A 21647-nucleotide genomic window follows, 5' to 3' on the forward strand; every position below is an offset into this window, starting at 1 on the left:
TTCCAGCGCCGCTCCGAGGCCCGCATCCGCGAGCTGCGCAAGGAGGCCGGGACGGTCTTCCTGGTCAGCCACAACAACAAGTCGATCCGCGACACCTGCGACCGGGTGCTGTGGCTGGAGAAGGGCGAGCTCCTCATGGACGGCCCGACGGAGGAAGTGGTCAGCGCGTACGAGAAGGCCCACGCGTAGCCACAGGGAGAACGAACGAACCGGCCCGCCGTCGCGACGGCGGGCCGGCTCTCGCGTCTCCGCGTCCGTGCCGATCGGCACAGCTCAGGACGGCTCAGTACTGGTAGAAGCCGGCGTTGGTCTTCCGGCCCAGGCGGCCCGCGTCGACCATGCGCTGCAGCAGCGGGGGAGCGGCGTACAGCGGCTCCTTGAACTCGTGGTACATCGAGTCCGCGATGGCCGCGATGGTGTCGAGGCCGATCAGGTCGGAGAGCTTGAGCGGACCCATCGGGTGCGCGCAGCCCATCTCCATGCCGTTGTCGATGTCCTCACGGCTGGCGATGCCGGACTCGAACATCCGGATCGCCGACAGGAGGTACGGGACCAGCAGCGCGTTCACCACGAAGCCGGAGCGGTCCTGGGCCCGGATCGCGTGCTTGCCGAGGATGTCCGTGACGAGGCTCTCGGTGCGCTTGAGGGTCTCGTCGGCGGTGGTGAGGGCCGGGATCAGCTCGACGAGCTTCTGCACCGGGGCCGGGTTGAAGAAGTGGATCCCGATCACGTACTCGGGACGCGAGGTGGCCACCGCGAGCTTCACCAGCGGGATGGACGAGGTGTTGGAGGCGAGGATCGCGTCCGGCCGGGTCACCACCTGGTCGAGGACCTGGAAGATCTCGGTCTTGACCTGCTCGTTCTCCACCACGGCCTCGATCACGAGGTCGCGGTCGGCGAACTCGCCGAGGTCGGTGGTGAAGCTCAGGCGGGCGAGTGTCGCGTCGCGCTCCTCCTCGGTGATCTTGCCGCGCTCGGCGGCCTTCCCGAGGGAGTTCGTCAGCCGGGTGCGGCCGAGCTCCAGAGCCTCGCCGGTGGTCTCCGCGACGCGGACGTCCAGTCCGGCGCGGGCGCAGACCTCCGCGATACCGGAGCCCATCTGCCCGGCCCCCACCACTCCGACGCGCTGGATGTCGCTCACTCGTAAGCCTTTCGCTGTGATAACAGGAATCGAGCGGGCGCACCGCGCGGTAGCGGGCACACCCGCTCCGACGGTACTCCGCCGGTGTGGAGGATTGCTCCGGCCCCCCGGCCCCATCATCATCAGCGGGACAGCACCCGACGATCAGGGGGCACGGATGGGGCACATCACGCGCAGGACCTTCGCCGTCGGCGCCATCGGCGCCGCGGGAGCGGTGGCGGCGGCCGCCGCCGGGACGCCCGCCGCCGCGGCCGGCACGGCGCCGGACGCGGCACGGCACCGGCCGGCGCGGCAGTTCCGCGGCATGTGGATCGCGACCGTCGCCAACATCGACTGGCCCTCCGCACCCGGCCTGCCGGCCACCGAGCAGCGGCGGGAGCTGCTCGCCCTGCTGGACACCGCCGTCGAACGCCGGCTCAACGCGGTGATCCTCCAGGTCCGGCCGACCGCGGACGCCATGTGGCCGTCGCCGTACGAGCCGTGGTCGCAGTACCTGACCGGGACCCAGGGCCAGGACCCCGGCTGGGACCCGCTCGGCACGGCCGTGCGCGAGGCGCACCGGCGCGGACTGGAGCTGCACGCCTGGTTCAACCCGTACCGCGTCGCCAACCACACCGACCCGACCCGCCTCGTCCCGACGCACCCGGCGCGGGTGCACCCCGACTGGGTCGTCCCGTACGGCGGGAAGCTGTACTACAACCCGGGGCTGCCCGAGGTGCGGCGGTTCGTCCAGGACGCGATGCTCGACGCCGTGCGGCGCTACCCGATCGACGCGGTGCACTGGGACGACTACTTCTACCCGTACCCGGTGGCGGGCCAGGTCTTCGACGACGACGCCGCGTACGCCGCCCACGGTGCCGGGTTCCCGGACCGGGCGGCCTGGCGGCGCGACAACACCGACCGGCTGGTGCGCGAGACGGCCCTGCGCATCAAGCGGATCCGGCCCCGCACCCGCTTCGGCATCAGCCCCTTCGGGGTGTGGCGCAACCGGGCGACCGACCCGCTCGGCTCCGACACTGCGGCGGGCGTGCAGACCTACGACGACCTGAACGCCGACACCCGCGGCTGGGTGAAGAAGGGGTGGATCGACTACATCGTCCCGCAGGTGTACTGGAACATCGGGTTCCCACCCGCCGACTACGCCAAGCTCGTCCCCTGGTGGGCGGACGTGGTCGCCGGCACGGGCGTCGACCTGTACATCGGGGAGGCGCTGTACAAGGTGGGCGTCGCGGGCCAGCCCGCCGCCTGGCAGGACCCCGCCGAACTCTCCCGCCACCTCACCTTCGACCGCGACCACCCGCAGGTGCGCGGCAACGTCTTCTTCTCGGCGGCCCAGGTCGTGAGCGACCCCCTCGGCGCGATGACCCGCGTCGTCGCCGACCACTACGGGAGCCGCGTGCCGCCGCGCTGAGCCGGCGGGACCGTGCGGGGGCCGGGATCGTGGCAGCCGCCGCGGTCCCGCCGCGGTCCCGGCCGTCCGCGGTCCCGGCCGCTGCGCGGGCCCGGGTAGCCTGAGGGCACAATGAACCGTTTGACGACGTCATCGGGTGCGTACGACCTCACCCGCTTCCCCGAGGACCCCCGCGACCAGCTCCGTGCCTGGGACGCCGCCGACGAGTACCTGCTGCGGTACCTGGACGGCATCGACGCGGAGCCCGTGGACCTCTCCGGCACCGTCGTCGTGCTGGGCGACCGGTGGGGCGCGCTGGTCACCGCGCTCGCCGCGCACCGGCCCACGCAGATCACCGATTCCTTCCTCGCCCAGCAGGCGACCCGGGCGAACCTGGCGCGCGGCGGGGCCGGGGAGGGCGCGGTGCGGCTGCTCTCGGCGCTGGACCCGGTCCCGGACCGCATCGACGTCCTGCTGGTCCGGGTGCCCAAGAGCCTGGCGCTGCTGGAGGACCAGCTGCACCGGCTCGCCCCGCGGCTGCACGCCGGCACCGTCGTCGTCGGCACCGGGATGGTCACCGAGATCCACACCTCGACGCTCACCCTCTTCGAGCGGCTCGTCGGCCCGACCCGGACGTCACTGGCGGTGAGGAAGGCCCGGCTCATCCTCAGCACGCCGGCCCCCGGCGCCGCCCGCGGCGCCAGCCCGTGGCCGCTGACGTATGAGCTGCCCGCCGACGTGGGCGCCGCCTCCGGGCTGGCCGTCACCAACCACGCGGGCATCTTCTGCGCCGACCGGCTCGACATCGGCACCCGCTTCTTCCTGCGCCACCTCCCGCAGCGCCGGGGCCCCGAGCGCGTCGTGGACCTGGGCTGCGGCAACGGGGTGGTCGGAACGGCCGCCGCGCTGGCCAACCCCGGCGCCGACGTGCTGTTCGTCGACGAGTCGTACTCCGCGGTCGCCTCGGCCGAGGCCACCTTCCGGGCCAACGCGGGGCCGGACGCGCGGGCGGAGTTCCTGGTCGGTGACGGCCTGTCGTCCGTGCCCGCCGGCTCGGTGGACCTGGTGCTGAACAACCCGCCGTTCCACAGCCACCAGGCGACGACCGACACGACGGCCCGGCAGATGTTCACCGGCTCGCGCGACGCGCTGCGCGCCGGGGGCGAGCTGTGGGTCATCGGCAACCGGCACCTCGGCTACCACGTGAAGCTGCGCCGGGTCTTCGGCAACTGCGAGGTCGTCGCGAGCGATCCGAAGTTCGTCGTCCTGCGAGCGGTCAAGCGCTGACCGCTCGCGGCGGGCTCACCCGGCCGCCGCCTCCTGGAGGGCGTCGAGCAGGCCGAGCAGCGCGGGCGGGCCCGACGGGGCCGCCGACGTGTCGCGTACGGCGGCGTGGACCGACCGGACCGGCTCCGGACCGCGCACCCTGCGCACGACGACGCCGGGATGGCGGTGCCCCAGTCCGAGCGTCGGCATCAGCCCGACCCCGAGACCGGCGGCGATGAACCCCTGCGCGGTGGTGTGGTCCTTGCTCTCGACCACGAAGTCCGGGCTGAAGCCGGCCGCCGCGCAGGCGTCGACCACGGACGCGAGGCAGGGGCCCGCCGGCCACTCGTTGCCGACCCACGGCTCGTCGGCCAGCTCGCCGAGGTCCAACGTCTTCTTCGCCGCGAGCCGGTGGCCCCTGGGCAGGACGGCGCGGTAGGGGTCGTCGAGCAGGTGCACGAGGCGGACGCCCGGGCTGGGCTCGCCGCGCGGATGGACCACGATCGCCACGTCGGCCCTGCCCTGCCGCACCTCGGCCAGGGGGCCGCTCTCGGGAGAGGCCGGCGCCTCCTCGCCGTCGTCGAGCCGCAGGTCGATCCGCACGCCCGGGTGCTCCGCGCGCAGCCGCGCCACGGCGGGCGCCACCAGCGTCGCGCCCGCCGTGGCGAAGTAGCGGATCGACAGCTGCCCGGTGCGCCCGGCGCGGAGGTCGGCCAGCGCCGTCTCCGCCTCGGCGACGTTCCTGCTGATCAGGGCCGCGTGCTCGGTGAGCAGCAGCCCGGCCGCCGTCGGCCGCACACCGCGGCCGAAGCGTTCGAGCAGCGCGGTCCCGGCCTGCTTCTCCAGCGCCGCCACCTGCTGGCTGACGGCGGAGGGGGTGTACCCCAGGTTCACCGCCGCCGCGGTGACCGAACCACTGGTGACGACCGCCCGCAGCACCTGCATACGTCTCACATCGAGCATGTAGGAGAGCTTAATGGTGCGTGCAACTCTTTTCTCTTGTCCTGTCGGGTTGATCGACGGCACGGTGATTCCAGAAGACCGGAAGACCGGAAGACCGATGAGGGAGACAGCGAGTGAGCGGCAGCGGCGGCAACGGCAGTGGCGGATCCGGCCCGGTGGCGTTGGCGCGCATGGGCGCCCTCGCCCTGCTCTGGGGATCGACGTTCCTGTGGATCAAAATGGCACTGGAGGGCCTGACGCCCGCTCAGGTCACCTTCATCCGCTGCGCGCTGGGCTCCGCGGTTCTCCTCGTCCTGGCCCTCGCGGGGCGCCGCGGACTGCCGCGCGACCGTGCCACCTGGGGTCACATCGTGGTGGCCGCCTTCTTCTGCAACGCCCTGCCCTTCGCCCTATTCAGCGTCGGCGAGCAGACGGTCGACTCGGGTGTGGCCGGGGTCCTCAACGCGACCACCCCGCTGTGGTCCCTGCTGATCGGCCTCGCCATCGGCGCGGAGCGCCGGCCGCACCCCGCCCGGCTGGGCGGGCTGCTGCTCGGCTTCGCCGGCGTGCTGCTGATCTTCGCCCCGTGGGGCCGGGCCGGACTGGTCAGCTGGGGCGCCGCCGCGATGCTCGGCGCGGCGGCGAGCTACGCCGTCGCGTTCGCCTACATGGGACGCCATCTCGTCGGCAAGGGCACCGCCACCATCGTGCTCTCCGCGTCCCAGCTCCTCGCCGCGACCGGGCTCAGCGCGCTGGCGCTGCCGCTGGGCGGACTGGAGCCGGTGCACCCCGGACCGGCGGCCCTGTCGGCCGCCGTCGTCCTGGGGGTCTTCGCCACCGGCGTCACCTTCCACCTCACCTACCGGCTCATCGCGGACGAGGGCGCCACCAACGCCGCCACGGTCGGCTACCTGCTGCCGGTGGTCTCGGTGGCGCTGGGCGCGATCGTGCTGCACGAGAACGTCGGGCTCAGGACCGTCGCGGGCATGGCCGTGGTGCTGGTCGGCGTCGGCCTGACCCGCCGCCCCGCGCGGGCGGCCGGCCGTACGAGCCCGACCGCGGCGCCCGTGCCGGCGCCCGCCTGCCGTCCGTAGCGGGCCCCCGGCGGGTCAGCCGCCGTCCGCCAGCGACCGCAGCGCCTTCTCCAGCCGGGCCTGGCGGCTCTCCGGCGTCAGCGCCTGGAGCAGCGGGAGGATCGCCAGGTAGCGGCCGGTCCTGTCGAGGGCCTCGAACGCCTTCGCCGCCGCGGGGTCCGCGGCGAGCGCGGCCGCCAGGTCGGGCGGCACGGTCGCCGTCCGCTGCGAGTCGTAGGCCGCGTCCCACCGCCCGTCCTCGCGCGCCCTGCGCACCTCGGCCAGCCCGGGCTCGCGCATCCGCCCGGCGGCCGTCAGCGCCGCGACCTTCTCCACGTTCACCCGCGACCACAGGCTCCGGGGCCGGCGCGGCACGTACTTCTGCAGGTAGTGCAGCTCGTCGAGCGAACGCCGCTGCCCGGAGATCCATCCGTAGCAGAGCCCGATGTCGACCAACTCGTCCGACGTGACCGACGGGATCCCGGAGCCCTTCTTAGCCATCCGGACCCAGACACCCTCGCGGCGGTCGAAGTGCCCGCCCAGCCACTCCTCGAACGCCGGGCCGTCCGCGAACCCGATGATCTCCACCCCGCCGAGCTCGTCCATGCGCCCAGGCTAGCGCCGGGCCGGTCCGTCGTACGGGTGTACGCACCATCCGGCGGCGCCCTGCGGGCCGGGAATCCGGAACTCTTTGCATAAAGCTTCGGTGGAACGTATAGTCATGCCTTCGACGAGGAGGTTCGATGGCTTTGCGGGCAGCGGTGGCAGGGGCGAGTGGTTACGCGGGGGGTGAGATCCTGCGGCTGCTCCTGGGGCACCCGGAGATCGAGATCGGCGCACTCACCGGGAACTCCAACGCGGGGCAGCGGCTGGGCGCGCTGCAGCCGCATCTGCCGGCGCTGGCCGAGCGCGTGCTGGCGGCGACGACGGCCGAGGTGCTGGCCGGGCACGACGTGGTCTTCCTCGCGCTGCCGCACGGGCAGTCCGCGGCGGTCGCCGAGCAGCTCGGCGACGGCGTGCTCGTCGTCGACTGCGGCGCCGACTTCCGGCTGCGCGACGCCGCCGACTGGGAGAGGTTCTACGGCTCCCCGCACGCCGGGACCTGGCCGTACGGGCTGCCCGAGCTGCCCGGGGCGCGGGACGCGCTGCGGGGCTCGAAGCGGGTCGCGGTGCCCGGCTGCTTCCCGACCGGGGTCTCGCTGGCGCTCTTCCCGGCGTTCGCGGCCGGGCTCGCGGAGCCCGAGGCCGTGATCGTCGCCGCCTCCGGCACGTCGGGCGCGGGCAAGGCGGCCAAGCCGCACCTGCTCGGCAGCGAGGTCATGGGGTCCGTGACCCCGTACGGCGTCGGGGGCGGGCACCGCCACACCCCCGAGATGATCCAGAACCTGTCGGCGGTGGCCGGCGAGCCGGTCGCCGTCTCGTTCACCCCGACCCTCGTCCCGATGCCGCGCGGCATCCTCGCCACCTGCAGCGTGCGGGCCCGCGCCGGGGTCACCGCCGACGCCGTCCGCGCCGTGTACGAGAAGGCGTTCGCGGACGAGCCGTTCGTCTTCCTGCTGCCCGAGGGGCGGTGGCCGTCGACCGGCGCGGTGCTCGGCTCCAACGCCGTGCAGCTGCAGGTCGCCTACGACGAGGCGGCCGGCCGCATCGTCGCCGTCAGCGCGATCGACAACCTGACGAAGGGCACCGCCGGCGGCGCGGTGCAGAGCATGAACGTCGCCCTCGGACTTCCCGAGGAGACCGGACTTTCCACGACAGGAGTGGCACCGTGAGCGTCACGGCAGCACAGGGATTCACGGCCGCGGGCATCGCCGCCGGGATCAAGGACAGCGGCAACCCCGACCTGGCCCTCGTGGTCAACAACGGGCCGCGCCTGGCCGCCGCGGGCGTCTTCACCTCCAACCGCGTGAAGGCCGCGCCCGTCGTCTGGTCGGAGCAGGTCGTCAAGGGCGGGGTGGTGTCCGCCGTCGTCCTCAACTCCGGTGGTGCCAACGCCTGCACCGGGCCGCTGGGCTTCCAGGACACCCACGCGACCGCCGAGCGCGTCGCGGAGGTCCTCGGGCAGAACGCCGCGGAGGTCGCCGTCGCGTCCACCGGCCTGATCGGGCTGCGGCTGCCGATGGACAAGCTGCTGCCCGGCATCACCAAGGCCGCGACCGAGCTCTCCGCGCACGGCGGCGAGAAGGCCGCCATCGCGATCAAGACCACCGACTCGGTGCACAAGACGGCCGTCGTCGAACAGGACGGCTGGACCGTCGGCGGGATGGCCAAGGGCGCGGGCATGCTCGCGCCGGGCCTGGCCACCATGCTCGTCGTGCTCACCACCGACGCCGACCTGGACGCGCCGACGCTCGACCGCGCGCTGCGCGCCGCCACCCGCACCACCTTCGACCGGGCCGACTCCGACGGCTGCATGTCCACCAACGACACCGTGCTGCTGCTCGCCTCCGGCGCCTCCGGCACCGCCCCCGCGTACGACGACTTCGCCGCCGCCGTCGAGCGGGTCTGCGCCGACCTGGCCCGGCAGCTGATCGGCGACGCCGAGGGCGCGTCCAAGGACATCAAGGTCGAGGTGGTCAACGCCGCGACCGAGGACGACGCCGTCGAGGTGGGCCGCTCCATCGCCCGCAACAACCTCCTCAAGTGCGCCATCCACGGCGAGGACCCCAACTGGGGCCGGGTGCTCTCCGCGATCGGCACCACCGCCGCCGCCTTCGAGCCGGACCGGCTCAACGTGGCCATCAACGGCGTCTGGGTCTGCAAGGACGGCTCGGTCGGCGAGGACCGCGACCTGGTCGACATGCGCTTCCGCGAGGTCGTCATCACCGCCGACCTGAACGCGGGCAGCGCCGCCGCCACCATCTGGACCAACGACTTGACTGCGGACTACGTCCACGAGAACAGCGCGTACAGCTCATGACCAACCCCACCGCGCGGAACCACACCGCGCTCCCCAAGGCCCGCATCCTCATCGAGGCGCTGCCGTGGCTGACCCGCTTCAGCGGCAAGACCGTCGTCATCAAGTTCGGCGGCAACGCCATGGTCGACGAGGAGCTGAAGGCGGCCTTCGCCCAGGACGTCGTCTTCCTGCGGCACGCCGGCCTCAAGCCCGTCGTCGTGCACGGCGGCGGCCCGCAGATCAGCGCGCAGCTCGACCGGCTCGGCATCGCCTCGTCCTTCACCGCCGGACTGCGGGTGACCACCCCCGAGACGATGGACGTCGTCCGGATGGTGCTCGCCGGGCAGGTCCAGCGGCAGCTGGTCGGGCTGCTCAACGAGCACGGGCCGTTCGCGGTCGGGATGACCGGCGAGGACGCGCACACCATGACCGCCGTCAAGCGGCACGCCGTCGTCGACGGCGAGAAGGTGGACATCGGCTTCGTCGGCGAGATCACCGATGTCGACCCGGGCGCCATCCAGGCGCTGCTGGACGACGGCCGGATCCCGGTCGTGTCGTCCATCGCCCGCGGCGACGACGGGCATGTCTACAACATCAACGCGGACACCGCCGCCGCCGCGCTCGCCTCCGCGCTGGGCGCCGAGGTGCTCGTGGTCCTCACCGACGTCGAGGGGCTGTACGCCGACTGGCCGTCGAGCGAGGACGTGATCAGCCGGCTCACCGCGAGCGAGCTGGAGAAGCTGCTGCCCGACCTGTCCAGCGGGATGGTGCCCAAGATGGAGGGGTGCCTGCACGCCGTGCGGGGCGGCGTCGGCAGCGCGCGGATCATCGACGGCCGGGTGCCGCACTCGATGCTCCTCGAGGTGTTCACGGACGACGGCATCGGCACGATGATCGTGCCGGACGGGCAGGGGGACGGGTCATGAGCAACGAGGAACTGACGCGGCGCTGGCAGGGCTCGCTGATGGACAACTACGGGACGCCGCGCGTCCCGCTGGTCCGCGGCGAGGGCGCGAAGTTCTGGGACGCCGACGGCAAGGTCTACCTCGACTTCGTCGGCGGCATCGCGGTCAACTCGCTGGGCACCGCCCATCCGGCCGTGGTGCGGGCGGTCTCCGAGCAGATCGGCACGCTCGGCCACGTCTCGAACCTGTTCATCGCCGAGCCCCCGGTGGCCGTCGCGGAGCGGCTGCTGCAGCTGTTCGGCCGGCCCGGCCGGGTCTTCTTCGCCAACTCCGGCGCGGAGGCGGTGGAGGCCGCCTTCAAGATCGGCCGGCTGACCGGCCGCCGGCACATGGTGGCCACCTCCGGCGCCTTCCACGGCCGGACGATGGGCGCCCTCGCGCTCACCGGCCAGCCGAAGAAGCAGGAAGCCTTCCTCCCGCTGCCCGGTGACGTCACCCACGTGCCGTTCGGCGACGTGGACGCGCTGCGCGCCGCCGTCACCACCGACACCGCGCTGGTGATCATCGAGCCGATCCAGGGCGAGAACGGCGTCGTCGTTCCGCCCGCCGGCTACCTGAAGGCGGCCCGGGAGATCACCGCCGCCACCGGCACCCTGCTGGTCCTGGACGAGGTGCAGACCGGCATCGGGCGGACCGGCCAGTGGTTCGAGCACCAGGCGCACGGTGTCGAGCCCGATGTCGTCACCCTCGCCAAGGGGCTGGGCGCCGGTCTGCCGATCGGCGCGACGATCGCCTTCGGCGCCGCGGCCGACCTGCTGACGCCGGGGCAGCACGGCACCACCTTCGGCGGCAACCCGGTGGCCTGCGCCGCCGCGCTGGCCGTCCTGGACACCATCGCGGCCGACGGGCTCCTGGACAACGTCAAGCGGCAGGGCGACCGGCTGCGGCACGGGATCGAGGCGCTCGGGCACCCGCTGGTCGATCATGTGCGCGGTGCGGGGCTCCTGCTGGGTATCGTTCTCACGGAGCCGCTCGCGCCGCAGGTGCAACAGGCGGCTCAGGACGCCGGACTCCTGGTGAACGCGGCCGTGCCCGACACGGTGCGGCTCGCTCCTCCGCTGATCCTCGGCGACGACGAGGTGGAGGTGTTCCTCCAGGCTCTGCCCGCCGTCCTCGACGCGGTACACAAGGACCAACGAGCCGGAGAAACGCGACGATGACCGAGGCGCAGCAGGGCGGCCAGGCCGTACCGCAGACCCGCACCGCACGCCACCGGCGGATCGTGGACATCCTCAACCGGCAGCCGGTGCGGTCGCAGAGCCAGCTGGCGAAGATGCTCTCCGACGACGGGCTGAGCGTCACGCAGGCGACGCTCTCGCGCGACCTGGACGAGCTGGGCGCGGTCAAGATCCGCAACGCCGGCGGCGAGCTGATCTACGCGGTGCCCTCCGAGGGCGGCTTCCGCACCCCGCAGGCGCCGCTGGGGGAGTCGGTCAAGGAGGAGCGGATGGCCCGGCTCGCGGGCGAGCTGCTCATCTCGGCGGAGGCGTCCGCCAACCTGGTCGTCCTGCGCACCCCGCCGGGCGCCGCCCAGTTCCTCGCCTCCGCGATCGACCAGGCCGAGGTGCACGACATCCTGGGCACCATCGCGGGCGACGACACCCTGATGCTGATCAGCCGGGACGCGGCCGGCGGCCAGGCGCTCGCCGACCACCTGCTCCGGCTCGCGGCCGGCGACCACCGCCAGCACTGAGCCGACGCGTGGAAAGGGCCCCCGTTCGCGGGGGCCCTTTCGGCGTTCCGGGGGCCGGGAGAACCACCGGATCCGATTTTGACGAATCATGCAGTGCAATGCATACTTATGCCAGTCAGTGCGCCCGTCACCAGGCGACGGCGCACGCGACACACCTTCGAGGAGCAGCGGTGAGCAGCAACGGCGATGTCAGGCTCTGGGGCGGCCGGTTCGCGGACGGTCCGGCGGAGGCGCTGGCCAAGCTCTCCGCGTCGGTCCACTTCGACTGGCGGCTGGCCCCCTACGACATCGCCGGCTCCCGCGCCCACGCCCGCGCGCTGCACCGCGCCGGTCTGCTGACCGACGACGAGCTGGGACGGATGCTGGCCGGGCTCGACCAGCTGGCCGCCGACGTCGAGTCGGGCGCCATCACCGGCACCATCGCCGACGAGGACGTGCACACCGCGCTCGAGCGCGGCCTGCTGGAGCGGGTCGGCGCCGACCTGGGCGGCAAGCTGCGGGCCGGCCGGTCCCGCAACGACCAGATCGCCACGCTCTTCCGCATGTACCTCCGCGACCACGCCCGGATCGTCGGCGGGCTGCTCGCCGAGCTGCAGGACGCGCTGGTCGGCCTCGCCGAGGCGCACGCGGACGTCGCCATGCCGGGGCGCACGCACCTGCAGCACGCCCAGCCGGTGCTCTTCGCCCACCACGTCCTGGCGCACGTGCAGGCGCTGGGCCGGGACGCCGAGCGGCTGCGGCAGTGGGACGAGCGGACGGCCGTCTCCCCGTACGGCTCCGGCGCGCTCGCGGGCTCGTCGCTCGGGCTGGACCCGGTGGCGGTCGCCGCCGAACTCGGCTTCGAGCGCGGCTCGGTGGCCAACTCCATCGACGGCACGGCCTCGCGCGACTTCGTCGCGGAGTTCGCGTTCATCACCGCGATGATCGGCATCGACCTGTCGCGGATCGCCGAGGAGGTCATCATCTGGAACACGAAGGAGTTCTCCTTCGTCACCCTCCACGACGCCTTCTCCACCGGCTCCTCGATCATGCCGCAGAAGAAGAACCCGGACATCGCCGAGCTGGCGCGCGGCAAGTCCGGCCGGCTCATCGGCAACCTGACCGGCCTGCTGGCGACGCTCAAGGCGCTGCCGCTGGCGTACAACCGCGACCTGCAGGAGGACAAGGAGCCGGTCTTCGACTCCTGCGACACCCTCGAGGTCCTGCTGCCCGCCTTCACCGGCATGATGGCCACCCTCACGGTCAACACCGCGCGGATGGAGGAACTGGCGCCGGCCGGTTTCTCCCTCGCCACCGACATCGCCGAGTGGCTGGTCAAGCAGAACGTCCCGTTCCGGGTCGCGCACGAGGTCGCGGGGGAGTGCGTCAAGGTCTGCGAGGCCGAGGGCATCGAGCTGGACGGGCTGACGGACGAGCAGTTCGCCAAGATCTCCCCCCACCTGACCCCGCAGGTCCGCACCGTCCTGAACGTCAAGGGCGCGCTGGCCTCCCGTGACGGGCGGGGCGGCACGGCCCCGGTCCGGGTGGCCGAGCAGCTCGCCGAGGTCAAGCAGGACGTGGCCGCGCAGCTCGCCTGGGCGCTGGCCGAACGCTGACCCCGGGCGGAGGCCGGGCCGCGACGGCCCGGCCATCGCCGCGTGGACGTTTCGTATGAGACATCATTGTCTCAATCGCGCTATCTTTGTCTCATGAGCTTCGATCGTGACCAGGTGCTGCGCGACGCCGCGGCCCTGCTGAGCCGCCGGGCCACCGCGTCCATGGACGAGATCGCCAAGGCGGCCGGCATCAGCCGCGCCACCCTCCACCGGCACTTCCCCGGCCGCGACGCCCTCGTCCGGGCCCTGGGCCTGCTCGGGATCGCGCAGATGGACGAGCGCCTCGACGCCGCCCGCATAGAGGAGGGCGACCCGGTCGAAGCGGTCCGCAGGCTGATCGACGAGGCCATCCCCGTCGCCGGATTCCTGGCCTTCCTCTACGGCGAGAACCAGCTCTACGACCTGCCGGAGGTCAACGAGGGCTGGGAGCAGGTGGGCGAACGGGTGAGCGCGCTGTTCCGGCGCGGCCAGGAGCAGGGGCTGTTCCGGTACGACCTGACCCCGGACTGGCTGGGCGAGGCGCTGTACGCCCTGATCGCGGCCTCGGCCTGGTGCGTCCAGGATGGACGTATGGCACGGAACGATTCGGCCCGCATGGTCCGCGAGCTGCTGCTCGGCGGCATGCTGCGGAGCGCCTCATGAGCCGCGACGCCCTGCACGAGCCCGCCGCCTCCGCGCCCCCGGCGCCCCCGCACCCCTCCCGCTGGCTCGCGCTCGCCATCCTGACGCTGGCGCTGCTGCTCGTCGCGGTCGACGCGACCGTGCTCGGGCTGGCGATGCCGTTCCTGACCGAGGACCTGCAGCCGTCCTCGACGCAGCTGCTGTGGATCGGCGACATCTACTCCTTCGTCATCGCCGGCCTGCTGGTCTCGATGGGCAGCCTCGGCGACCGCGTCGGCCGCAAGAAGCTGCTGCTCATCGGCTCCGCCGCGTTCGGCGGGCTGTCGGTGCTGGCCGCGTACGCGCACACCCCGGGCACCCTCATCCTCGCCCGCGCCCTGATGGGCGTGGCCGGCGCCACCCTCATGCCGTCCACCCTCGCGCTGATCCGCAACCTGTTCACCGACCCGCGCGAGCGCAGCTTCGCGATCGGCGTGTGGGGCGCGGCCTCGACGGCCGGCGCCGCCGTGGGCCCGGTCGTCGGCGGCATCCTGCTGGAGCACTTCTGGTGGGGCTCGGTCTTCCTGATCAACCTGCCGGTCATGGCGGTGCTGCTGGTCGTCGGCTACAAGCTGCTGCCGGAGTCCCGCAACCCCGACCCGGGCCCCTGGGACCTGTTCAGCGTCGCGCTGTCGCTCGTCGGCATGTTCGGCGTCGTATACGCCATCAAGGAGATGGCGGCGCACGGTCCCGGGCTCCCCGCCATCGCCGCCGGCGTGGTGGGGCTGGCCTGCCTCTACGCCTTCGTCCGGCGCCAGTACACGCTGCCCGCGCCGCTGCTGGACATGCGGCTCTTCCGCAACCGGGGCTTCTCCGCCTCGGTGCTGGCCGACCTGCTCACCGTGCTGGGCCTGTCCGGGCTGATCTTCTTCCTGTCGCAGTTCCTGCAGATGGTGCAGGGGCGCTCGCCGCTGGAGGCGGGCCTGTCGGAACTGCCGGCCATGGTCGGAGCCGTCGGGGCCGGGCTGTGCGCTGGCGTGGCCGCCCGCCGGTTCTCCGTGCGGACGGTCGTCGCGGGCGGCCTGGGCGCCAGCGGACTCGCGCTGGCCGCCCTGTTCGGCCTCACCCCGGACACCGGCTATCCGCTGCTCTTCGCCGTGCTGCTGATCGTCGGTGTGGGCGCCGGCTTCTCGTTCACCGTCACCGCCGACGTGATCCTCTCGTCCGTCCCCGAGGAGGAGGCCGGCGCCTCGGCCGCGGTCTCCGAGACGGCCTACGAACTCGGCGCCGCCCTCGGCATCGCGCTGCTCGGCTCGATCGTCACCGGCGTCTACTCCAACCTGACGCTGCCCGCGGGACTGTCGGCGGACAGTACGACGCAGGCCAAGGACTCCCTGGCGGGGGCCGTCGAAGTGGCGGACACCCTGCCCGGCGGGAGCGGGGACGCGCTGCTCCTGGCGGCGCAGGAGTCGTTCACCGACGGGTTGCGCATCGCGGCCATGGTCGGCGCGGTGGTGCTGCTCGGGGCGGCCGTGTGGGCCTGGCGGATGCTGCGCCACACCAAGCTGGAGACGGCCCGCTCCCCGCACTGAGAGCGGGCCGGGTGGCCCATGGGGTCGGTCAGGCGGCCTTCGCCTTGGTCGCGTACATGTCGACGTACTCCTGGCCCGACAGCCGCATGACGTCGCTCATCACCTCGTCGGTGATGGCCCGCAGCACGTAGCGGTCGCGGTCCATGCCCTCGTAGCGGGAGAAGTCGAGCGGCGCGCCGAAGCGGACGGTCACCCGGTGGATGCGGGGCAGCTTCTTGCCGGCCGGCTGGACGCGCTCGGTGCCGATCAGCGCGCAGGGCACGACGACGGCGCCGGTCATCAGGGCGAGCCGCGCGACACCCGTGCGACCTCGGTACAGCCGCCCGTCGGGGGAGCGGGTGCCCTCCGGGTGGATGCCGAAGATCTGGCCCTCCTCCAGCACCCGGCGCCCGGTCATCAGCGCGGCGGCGCCGCCGCGGGCGCCGTCCCGGTCCACCGGGATCATGCCGACGGTGGTGAAGAACGCGGCCTTCGCGCGGCCCTTGATGCCGCTCCCGGTCACGTACTCGTCCTTGCCGAGGAAGTAGACCGGGCGCGGAGCCACCAGGGTCATGAACGGCGAGTCCGAGAAGGCGAGGTGGTTGCCCGCCAGGATCACCGGTCCGGTGGCGGGGATGTTCTCGATTCCCTCGACACGCGGGCGGTACAGCACGCGGAGGAGCGGTACGAGCAGCGTATTGATCAGGAAACGGAACAACGGGCCCTCCGGGCAGGGGATCGACGGATCGCAGACCAGGGGCGCGCGCCTACTGGCGCACACCCCTCTGCATGAGGACGATACTTCCGTCCGCCGGGTGAGCGCACGCCGGGTTCACACACCCGCTACGCAGTGTTGACGTACGTTCCGCGCGTGTTTCGCCCCCCGTGGGTCGTACGAAAGGTGTACGCGCCACGATGCGCGGGTCGACCGGCAGGTGCCGCACGGGCGTTCGGCCGAAGTCACCGGAGACAGGGGAGAGCTCATGACGCACGACCAGCAGGGTTCGGGACCGGCCCGCCGGGCCGTCCTCGGCGCGGCGGCGCTGGGCGCCGGCGGTGCGGTGCTCGCCCTGCCGGGCGCCGCGCAGGCGGCGGAGGCGTCCGCCCGCGGCGGACACGGCTCGCACCGGCTGCCGGTGCCGACCGTCGTCGGGCACCGCGGCGCCAGCGGCTACCGCCCCGAGCACACCCTCGGCTCCTACCAGTACGCCCTGGACATCGGCGCGGACGTCATCGAGCAGGACGTCGTGCCCACCAAGGACGGCCACCTGGTCTGCCGGCACGAGCCCGAGATCGGCGGCACCACCGACGTCGCGAAGCACCCCGAGTTCGCCGGCCGCAGGACCACCAAGACCCTCGACGGCACCGCCGTCACCGGCTGGTTCACCGAGGACTTCACCCTCGCCGAGCTGAAGACGCTGCGCGCCGTGGAGCGGCTGCCGGCCAACCGGCAGCGCAACACCCTCTACGACGGCCGCTGGGAGATCCCCACCTTCGAGGAGGTGCTCCGCTGGGCCGAGGAGCAGGGCCGCAAGCGGGGCCGCCCGGTGTGGCTGCACACCGAGACCAAGCACCCCACCTACTTCCGCAAGCAGGGCCTCGCCCTGGAGGAGCGGCTGGCCCGGCTGCTGCGCCGCCACGGCCGCGACCGCCGGGACTCCGCGCAGTTCCTGCAGTCGTTCGAGCCGAGCAGCCTGCAGAAGCTGGGCGCGCTGGGGGTCGGCGCCCCCAAGGTCCTGCTGCTGTCCGGCGCGGACACCCGCCCGTACGACTTCGTCGAGGCGGGCGACCCGCGCACCGTCGCCGACCTCATCACCCCGGCCGGCCTGCGGTGGGTCGCGCGCTTCGCCCAGGGCATCGGCCCGACGCTGGTGCTGATCATTCCCCTCGACGCCACCGGAAGGCTCGGCACCCCGACCACGCTGGTGCGCGACGCGCACGCCGCCGGGCTGATCCTGCACCCCTACACGATGCGCAACGAGAACACCTTCCTGCCCGTCGACTTCCGCAAGGGCACCGACCCCAACGCCTACGGCGACGTCTTCGGCGCGTTCAAGGTCTACTTCGAGCAGGGCATCGACGGGATCTTCTCCGACAACGCCGACACCGCGGTCCTCGCCCGCGAGGACTTCCTGAAGAACCGGTGACCCCCGCGGTGACCCCCTGCCGTGCCCCCGCACCCCGGTGATCCACCCTGACGGGTGAAGACGGCCGCGCCCGGCAACCGCCGGGCGCGGCCGTGTCGTCCCGGCGACCATGAACGTGTCGCTGAGAGAAGACGAACTGACCCGGCTGCGCCCCCTGGTCGCCGCGGAGGCGGCCGCGGAAGCGGTCCCCGGCGGCATCGAGGCCGCCGACGTCGAGCAGGCGGTGTGGCTGCGGCTGCTGGAGCTGGCCGTGCCGCCGTCCGATCCGGCCCGCTGGCTGCGCGCGGCGGTGCGCCGCGAGGTGCGCGAGGCCGCCCGCCGGGTCCGCCGGGAGCTGCGGTACACCCCGGGGCGCGACCCGGCCGCCGACCGCGGGCCGTCCGTCGAGGAGCAGGTGCTCGGCGCCGAGCAGCGGGCGGCGGTGCACGCCGCCGTGGAGCGGCTGCCGGGACGCTGCCCGCAGGTGGTTACCGCACTGATGTCCCGTTCCGACCCCACATACCAGGAAATCTCCCACGAGTTGGGAATCTCACAGGGCAGTATCGGCCCGCTGCGCTCACGCTGCCTCGGCTGCCTGCGTTCGATCCTGAAATCCGGGGTTGCATCCCCGGTAAGACGGGGTAAGGCACGGTAAACAGTCGGCGACAAGGCGTTCCTGGCGCGTTCGAGCGCGGCCGGATGCGGGTATTGCGAGGCATCTACCGCGCCGGGGCGTTTGTGCGATCATCAGCGCCACGGAGACGGCGCACACCCGTACCAACTCCGGTCAGGCACACGTCCCGGGCGCGCATTCCACCCTCACCGGCCCGGGCGGACTCGAAGGGGAGGCCTGCGGCCCATGGGCATGAGCGTGACCATCTCTACGGCGGATCAGGACGACGCCGAGAAGATCCTCAAACTCCAGTACCTCTGCTACCAGAGCGAGGCGGAGCTCTATGGCGACTACTCCATAGAGCCGCTCACCCAGACCTTCGAGGCGCTGCGCGCCGAGCTGGCTGAAGGGTGCGTCCTCGTCGCGCGGCTCGGCGACGAGGTCGTCGGCTCGGTCCGCGGGGTCGTCGACGACGACGGCACCGCGCGGATCGCCAAGTTGATCGTCCACCCCCGTATGCAGCGGCACGGCCTCGGCGGCCGGCTGCTGCACGCCGTCGAGGAGCGGCTGACCGCCGAGCGCGAGGCGAAGCGGTACCGGCTGTTCACCGGCCACCGCAGCGACCTGAACCTGCGGCTGTACCGCAAGCTGGGGTACGAGCAGGTGGGCGACGCCGAGCCGGTGACCCGGCGGCTGAGCCTGGTCACCATGGAGAAGGACGCCCCGCGGCAGTCCTTCGCCGCCAGCGCCTGATCCGCCGGCCCCCCGGGGCCTGCCGGAGCTACGGCTGCTGTGGCCGCGCCGACCTGCGCAGCCACAGCAGCCCGGCGACGGGCAGCAGCAGCGGCAGGAAGAGATAGCCGATCCCGAAGTCCGACCAGACGGTCGCGTCGGGGAACGCGGACGGGTCGACGAGGGTGAAGGTGCCCACCGCGATCACCCCGGCCAGCTCCGCCGAGCAGCACACCAGCGCCACCCTGCGGGCCGCCTCGCCGCCGCGCCACAGCGCGACGGTGATCACCGCGTACACGAGCCCGGCCACCGCCGACAGCACGTACGCGAGCGGCGCGTCGTGGAATTTCGTGAGCATCTGGACGATCGAGCGCGACACGGCCGCGACCGTGAAGACCCCGTAGAGGGAGAGCAGCAGCCGCCCGGGTCCCCGGCCGATCCGCCCGGACCCGGCCCCGTCGGCCCGCTCGTCGTGTCCGGCCGGACCGGATGCCTCGCGTGCGGGCTCAGCCACCGCCGCCTCCCCAGATGTCGAAAAGCCGTACTTCGAGCACGGCGAGGATCACTCCGCCCGCGGCGACGATCGCCGATCCCCAGCGGGTGCGTTCGGTCAGCGACATGAAGCCCGCCGCCGGAATCGTGCAGGCGGCGCCGACCAGGTACGAGACGAAGATCAGCGTGCCCTGCTCCGGCTTGTCGCCGTGCGCGAGCTTCACCAGCGCGATCACCAGCTGGACCAGCGCGAGCACCGTGACCACGGCCATGCCGATGAAGTGCCAGTCCTTGGTCGGCTGGTCCCGGAGTGCGGCGAAACCGCACCACGCCGCGAGCAGCAGCGCCGCGACCGAGACCGTGAGGGTGACTGCGTCGAGCATGCCGCGACTCTATTACGGGCCGAAACGTCCGGGACGCGCCCCCCGGCTGTCCGCATAGTGAACACTCCGACCGAAATATGGGACGCGGTGGTCAGGTCTGCTTTACTGGATCTCATGACCACGACGAACAGCCGCTGCCGCGCGACCGAGGCGACCACGCCCGGTGTTCGTTGTATGTGTCGAATGTGTGACTAGCGAAGGGCTCAGCCCCGCGTCACCTGTGGTTCCAGCGACTCCTTCTTCCTGCCGCTGATCTCCGCTTGGCCCCCGACGGGCCGATCCGTGCCGCGATCCGAGAAGAATGCCCCTTGCGTGGTGGTATGCCCGCCGCGCACTCGACAGTGACGGATACCCCTGTGATCACCACCACGGACCTGAAGAAGGTCTACCACTCGCGCGACCGCGAGATCACCGCCCTGGACGGCGTCGATCTGCACGTCCGCGAAGGCGAGGTCTACGGCGTCGTCGGACAGAGCGGCGCCGGCAAGTCCACCCTCATCCGCTGCGTCAACCTCCTCGAGCGCCCCACCTCGGGCACCGTCAAGGTCGCCGGGCAGGACCTGACCGCGCTCGGCGGCCGTACCGACCGGGCCGGAGCGGCGCTGCGCGCCGCCCGCAGCGGCATCGGCATGGTCTTCCAGCACTTCAACCTGCTGGCCTCGCGCACCGTGCAGGGCAACGTCGAGCTGCCGCTGGAGATCCTCGGCGTCTCCGGCAAGGAGCGCTCCCGCAAGGCCCTGGAACTGCTGGACCTCGTCGGCCTCGCCGACAAGGCCCGCGCCTACCCCGCGCAGCTGTCCGGCGGCCAGAAGCAGCGCGTCGGCATCGCCCGCGCGCTCGCCGGCGACCCCAAGGTGCTGCTCTCCGACGAGGCCACCTCGGCGCTCGACCCCGAGACCACCCGCTCCATCCTGCAACTGCTGCGCGACCTCAACCAGCAGCTGGGGCTGACCGTGCTGCTCATCACGCACGAGATGGACGTCGTCAAGGCGATCTGCGACTCGGCCGCGCTGATGAAGAACGGCCGCGTCGTGGAGTCCGGCACCGTCGCCGAGCTGCTCGCCACCCCCGGCTCCGAACTCGCCCACGAGCTGTTCCCGGTCGGCGGCGAGCCGTCGGGGCCCGACCGCACCGTCGTCGACCTCACCTTCCACGGCGAGAACGCGACCGAGCCGGTCGTCTCCCAGCTGGCGCGCACCTACAACGTGGACGTGTCGATCCTGGGTGCCGCCATCGAGACCATCGCCGGCCGGCAGATCGGCCGGATGCGGATCGAACTGCCGGGCCCGTTCGAGGACAACGTCGTACCGATCGGCTTCCTGCGCGAGCAGGGCATCCAGGTCGAGGTGGCGCGGACCGCCGCTGCGCGTGTGAAGGAGACCGTGAAATGACCTGGGACGAGATACAGCCGCTGCTCACGACGGCCTGTTGGGAAACGCTCTACATGGTGGGCTGGTCCACCGTGATCACCGCCGCGGTCGGGCTGCCGCTGGGCGTGCTCCTGGTGCTCACCGGCCGGGGCGGCCTGCTGCAGAACGTCGTGGTGAACAAGGTGACCGGCGTCGTCGTGAACATCACGCGCTCGCTGCCGTTCATCATCCTGATGGTCGCGCTGATCCCGTTCACCCGCTGGCTCGTCGGGGCCGCGTTCGGCCTCAACGCCGCCGTGGTGATGCTCTCCGTCGGCGCGATCCCGTTCTTCGCGCGGCTCGTGGAGACCTCGATCCGCGAGGTGGACCCCGGCCTCGTCGAAGCGGTCCACGCGATGGGCGGCAACACCCGCACCGTGGTCGTCAAGGCGCTGCTGCCCGAGTCGCTGCCGTCGCTGGTCTCCGGCCTCACCACCACCGTCATCGCCCTCGTCGGCTACTCGGCGATGGCCGGCACGATCTCCGCCGGCGGCCTGGGCAACCTGGCGTGGACCTACGGCTACCAGCGCTTCGAGAACAAGGTCATGGTCGCCACGATCGTGCTGCTGATCGCGCTGGTCACCCTCGTGCAGCTGGCCGGCGACCTGACCGCCCGCGCCCTCGCCCGCCGCGGCGGGCGGACCTCCGGCGCCACCGGCCCGCGCCTGCTGCGCGGCGCCCGCGTCGCGCGGACCACCGAGACCTCCTGACCCGCCGGACCCCTCCGGCCCGTACCAACCACTGAGAAAGAGGCACT

The 21647-nt window shown here is 72.5% G+C and carries 22 protein-coding genes and 1 pseudogene; 17 read left to right on the forward strand and 6 right to left on the reverse strand.

All coding sequences use genetic code 11. The features are described 5' to 3' along the window. Positions 1-189: pseudogene (locus ABZ721_RS34590) on the forward strand (ABC transporter ATP-binding protein); the annotation flags it as partial. Positions 190-283: 94 nt separating this feature from the next. On the opposite strand, the gene ABZ721_RS34595 reads toward ABZ721_RS34590, so the two are convergent. Continuing rightward, positions 284-1141 (reverse strand): 3-hydroxybutyryl-CoA dehydrogenase, encoded by an 858-nt coding sequence (locus ABZ721_RS34595; protein WP_358792760.1) that lies wholly within the window; start codon positions 1139-1141, stop codon positions 284-286. 157 nt (positions 1142-1298) lie between these two features. On the opposite strand from ABZ721_RS34595, the gene ABZ721_RS34600 reads away from it, so the two are divergent. Both ABZ721_RS34600 and ABZ721_RS34605 read left to right on the forward strand, forming a co-directional pair. Further along, entirely contained in the window at positions 1299-2552 is a 1254-nt protein-coding gene (locus ABZ721_RS34600) for a family 10 glycosylhydrolase (RefSeq protein WP_358792761.1), read from the forward strand. Between the two features lie 111 nt (positions 2553-2663). Further along, positions 2664-3818, forward strand: coding sequence for a methyltransferase (locus tag ABZ721_RS34605; RefSeq protein ID WP_358792762.1), 1155 nt, complete (start codon positions 2664-2666; stop codon positions 3816-3818). Between the two features lie 15 nt (positions 3819-3833). Here ABZ721_RS34605 and ABZ721_RS34610 read toward each other — a convergent pair whose 3' ends face one another. After that, entirely contained in the window at positions 3834-4760 is a 927-nt protein-coding gene (locus ABZ721_RS34610; RefSeq protein WP_358792763.1) for a LysR substrate-binding domain-containing protein, read from the reverse strand. A 170-nt stretch (positions 4761-4930) separates the two neighbouring features. Here ABZ721_RS34610 and ABZ721_RS34615 point away from each other — a divergent pair, with 170 nt between their 5' ends. Next, positions 4931-5833 carry a DMT family transporter gene (locus tag ABZ721_RS34615; RefSeq protein ID WP_358792807.1) on the forward strand — a complete coding sequence of 301 codons (903 nt, stop codon included), beginning with the start codon at positions 4931-4933 and terminating at the stop codon, positions 5831-5833. Between the two features lie 15 nt (positions 5834-5848). On the opposite strand, the gene ABZ721_RS34620 is transcribed toward ABZ721_RS34615, so the two are convergent. After that, positions 5849-6418 (reverse strand): YdeI/OmpD-associated family protein, encoded by a 570-nt coding sequence (locus ABZ721_RS34620; protein ID WP_358792764.1) that lies wholly within the window; start codon positions 6416-6418, stop codon positions 5849-5851. A 137-nt stretch (positions 6419-6555) separates the two neighbouring features. Here ABZ721_RS34620 and argC point away from each other — a divergent pair, with 137 nt between their 5' ends. The 8 genes from argC (at position 6556) to ABZ721_RS34660 (ending at position 15156) form a co-directional block, all read left to right on the forward strand. Continuing rightward, positions 6556-7584, forward strand: a complete 1029-nt coding sequence (gene argC / locus ABZ721_RS34625; protein WP_358792765.1) for an N-acetyl-gamma-glutamyl-phosphate reductase — start codon at positions 6556-6558, stop codon at positions 7582-7584. Beyond that, a complete protein-coding gene (argJ, locus tag ABZ721_RS34630) occupies positions 7581-8732 on the forward strand; it encodes a bifunctional glutamate N-acetyltransferase/amino-acid acetyltransferase ArgJ (protein ID WP_358792766.1) in 1152 nt (383 codons plus the stop codon). The genes argC and argJ overlap by 4 nt, the downstream gene beginning before the upstream one ends. Continuing rightward, complete coding sequence (gene argB, locus ABZ721_RS34635) at positions 8729-9637, forward strand: acetylglutamate kinase (RefSeq protein WP_358792767.1); 909 nt, start codon at positions 8729-8731, stop codon at positions 9635-9637. The genes argJ and argB overlap by 4 nt, the downstream gene beginning before the upstream one ends. Next, positions 9634-10836, forward strand: coding sequence for an acetylornithine transaminase (locus ABZ721_RS34640; protein WP_358792768.1), 1203 nt, complete (start codon positions 9634-9636; stop codon positions 10834-10836). The genes argB and ABZ721_RS34640 overlap by 4 nt, the downstream gene beginning before the upstream one ends. Next, positions 10833-11369 (forward strand): arginine repressor, encoded by a 537-nt coding sequence (locus tag ABZ721_RS34645; RefSeq protein ID WP_277437371.1) that lies wholly within the window; start codon positions 10833-10835, stop codon positions 11367-11369. The genes ABZ721_RS34640 and ABZ721_RS34645 overlap by 4 nt, the downstream gene beginning before the upstream one ends. Positions 11370-11539: 170 nt before the next feature. Further along, complete coding sequence (gene argH, locus ABZ721_RS34650) at positions 11540-12964, forward strand: argininosuccinate lyase (RefSeq protein WP_358792769.1); 1425 nt, start codon at positions 11540-11542, stop codon at positions 12962-12964. A 93-nt stretch (positions 12965-13057) separates the two neighbouring features. Then, entirely contained in the window at positions 13058-13606 is a 549-nt protein-coding gene (locus tag ABZ721_RS34655) for a TetR/AcrR family transcriptional regulator (RefSeq protein WP_358792770.1), read from the forward strand. Next, positions 13603-15156, forward strand: coding sequence for an MFS transporter (locus ABZ721_RS34660; protein WP_358792771.1), 1554 nt, complete (start codon positions 13603-13605; stop codon positions 15154-15156). The genes ABZ721_RS34655 and ABZ721_RS34660 overlap by 4 nt, the downstream gene beginning before the upstream one ends. Positions 15157-15184: 28 nt before the next feature. Here the strand turns inward: ABZ721_RS34660 and ABZ721_RS34665 are convergent, their stop codons facing one another. Continuing rightward, positions 15185-15853, reverse strand: a complete 669-nt coding sequence (locus ABZ721_RS34665; RefSeq protein ID WP_358792772.1) for a lysophospholipid acyltransferase family protein — start codon at positions 15851-15853, stop codon at positions 15185-15187. A 265-nt stretch (positions 15854-16118) separates the two neighbouring features. On the opposite strand from ABZ721_RS34665, the gene ABZ721_RS34670 reads away from it, so the two are divergent. The 3 genes from ABZ721_RS34670 (at position 16119) to ABZ721_RS34680 (ending at position 18627) form a co-directional block, all read left to right on the forward strand. Next, complete coding sequence (locus ABZ721_RS34670) at positions 16119-17282, forward strand: glycerophosphodiester phosphodiesterase (protein WP_358792773.1); 1164 nt, start codon at positions 16119-16121, stop codon at positions 17280-17282. A gap of 109 nt (positions 17283-17391) precedes the next feature. Further along, the gene (locus ABZ721_RS34675; RefSeq protein WP_358792774.1) at positions 17392-17916 is read left to right on the forward strand and encodes a sigma-70 family RNA polymerase sigma factor; all 525 of its coding nucleotides are present in this window, start codon (positions 17392-17394) and stop codon (positions 17914-17916) included. A 204-nt stretch (positions 17917-18120) separates the two neighbouring features. After that, positions 18121-18627, forward strand: a complete 507-nt coding sequence (locus ABZ721_RS34680; RefSeq protein WP_358792775.1) for a GNAT family N-acetyltransferase — start codon at positions 18121-18123, stop codon at positions 18625-18627. Between the two features lie 28 nt (positions 18628-18655). Here the strand turns inward: ABZ721_RS34680 and ABZ721_RS34685 are convergent, their stop codons facing one another. After that, a complete protein-coding gene (locus ABZ721_RS34685) occupies positions 18656-19045 on the reverse strand; it encodes a hypothetical protein (protein WP_358792808.1) in 390 nt (129 codons plus the stop codon). A gap of 67 nt (positions 19046-19112) precedes the next feature. Continuing rightward, the gene (locus tag ABZ721_RS34690) at positions 19113-19481 is read right to left on the reverse strand and encodes a hypothetical protein (RefSeq protein ID WP_358792776.1); all 369 of its coding nucleotides are present in this window, start codon (positions 19479-19481) and stop codon (positions 19113-19115) included. Positions 19482-19801: 320 nt separating this feature from the next. On the opposite strand from ABZ721_RS34690, the gene ABZ721_RS34695 reads away from it, so the two are divergent. Together ABZ721_RS34695 and ABZ721_RS34700 are read left to right on the forward strand one after the other, a co-directional pair. Then, positions 19802-20872: an ATP-binding cassette domain-containing protein gene (locus ABZ721_RS34695; RefSeq protein ID WP_358792777.1), complete on the forward strand. Its 1071-nt coding sequence runs from the start codon at positions 19802-19804 to the stop codon at positions 20870-20872. Beyond that, positions 20869-21600: a methionine ABC transporter permease gene (locus ABZ721_RS34700; protein ID WP_358792778.1), complete on the forward strand. Its 732-nt coding sequence runs from the start codon at positions 20869-20871 to the stop codon at positions 21598-21600. Before ABZ721_RS34695 ends, ABZ721_RS34700 begins: the two co-directional genes overlap by 4 nt. Positions 21601-21647 lie beyond the last annotated feature (47 nt).

This window comes from Streptomyces sp. NPDC006733, assembly GCF_040636125.1.
Taxonomy (GTDB): domain Bacteria; phylum Actinomycetota; class Actinomycetes; order Streptomycetales; family Streptomycetaceae; genus Actinacidiphila.

Coding starts and splice junctions, on each gene's coding strand:
- ABZ721_RS34600 (WP_358792761.1), top strand. CDS start 1,299: ATGGGGCACATCACGCGCAGGACCTTCGCCGTCGGCGCCATCGGCGCC.
- ABZ721_RS34605 (WP_358792762.1), top strand. CDS start 2,664: ATGAACCGTTTGACGACGTCATCGGGTGCGTACGACCTCACCCGCTTC.
- ABZ721_RS34610 (WP_358792763.1), bottom strand. CDS start 4,760: ATGCTCGATGTGAGACGTATGCAGGTGCTGCGGGCGGTCGTCACCAGT.
- ABZ721_RS34615 (WP_358792807.1), top strand. CDS start 4,931: ATGGGCGCCCTCGCCCTGCTCTGGGGATCGACGTTCCTGTGGATCAAA.
- ABZ721_RS34620 (WP_358792764.1), bottom strand. CDS start 6,418: ATGGACGAGCTCGGCGGGGTGGAGATCATCGGGTTCGCGGACGGCCCG.
- argC (WP_358792765.1), top strand. CDS start 6,556: ATGGCTTTGCGGGCAGCGGTGGCAGGGGCGAGTGGTTACGCGGGGGGT.
- argB (WP_358792767.1), top strand. CDS start 8,729: ATGACCAACCCCACCGCGCGGAACCACACCGCGCTCCCCAAGGCCCGC.
- ABZ721_RS34640 (WP_358792768.1), top strand. CDS start 9,634: ATGAGCAACGAGGAACTGACGCGGCGCTGGCAGGGCTCGCTGATGGAC.
- ABZ721_RS34645 (WP_277437371.1), top strand. CDS start 10,833: ATGACCGAGGCGCAGCAGGGCGGCCAGGCCGTACCGCAGACCCGCACC.
- ABZ721_RS34655 (WP_358792770.1), top strand. CDS start 13,058: ATGAGCTTCGATCGTGACCAGGTGCTGCGCGACGCCGCGGCCCTGCTG.
- ABZ721_RS34660 (WP_358792771.1), top strand. CDS start 13,603: ATGAGCCGCGACGCCCTGCACGAGCCCGCCGCCTCCGCGCCCCCGGCG.
- ABZ721_RS34670 (WP_358792773.1), top strand. CDS start 16,119: ATGACGCACGACCAGCAGGGTTCGGGACCGGCCCGCCGGGCCGTCCTC.
- ABZ721_RS34675 (WP_358792774.1), top strand. CDS start 17,392: ATGAACGTGTCGCTGAGAGAAGACGAACTGACCCGGCTGCGCCCCCTG.
- ABZ721_RS34680 (WP_358792775.1), top strand. CDS start 18,121: ATGGGCATGAGCGTGACCATCTCTACGGCGGATCAGGACGACGCCGAG.
- ABZ721_RS34690 (WP_358792776.1), bottom strand. CDS start 19,481: ATGCTCGACGCAGTCACCCTCACGGTCTCGGTCGCGGCGCTGCTGCTC.
- ABZ721_RS34695 (WP_358792777.1), top strand. CDS start 19,802: ATGCCCGCCGCGCACTCGACAGTGACGGATACCCCTGTGATCACCACC.
- ABZ721_RS34700 (WP_358792778.1), top strand. CDS start 20,869: ATGACCTGGGACGAGATACAGCCGCTGCTCACGACGGCCTGTTGGGAA.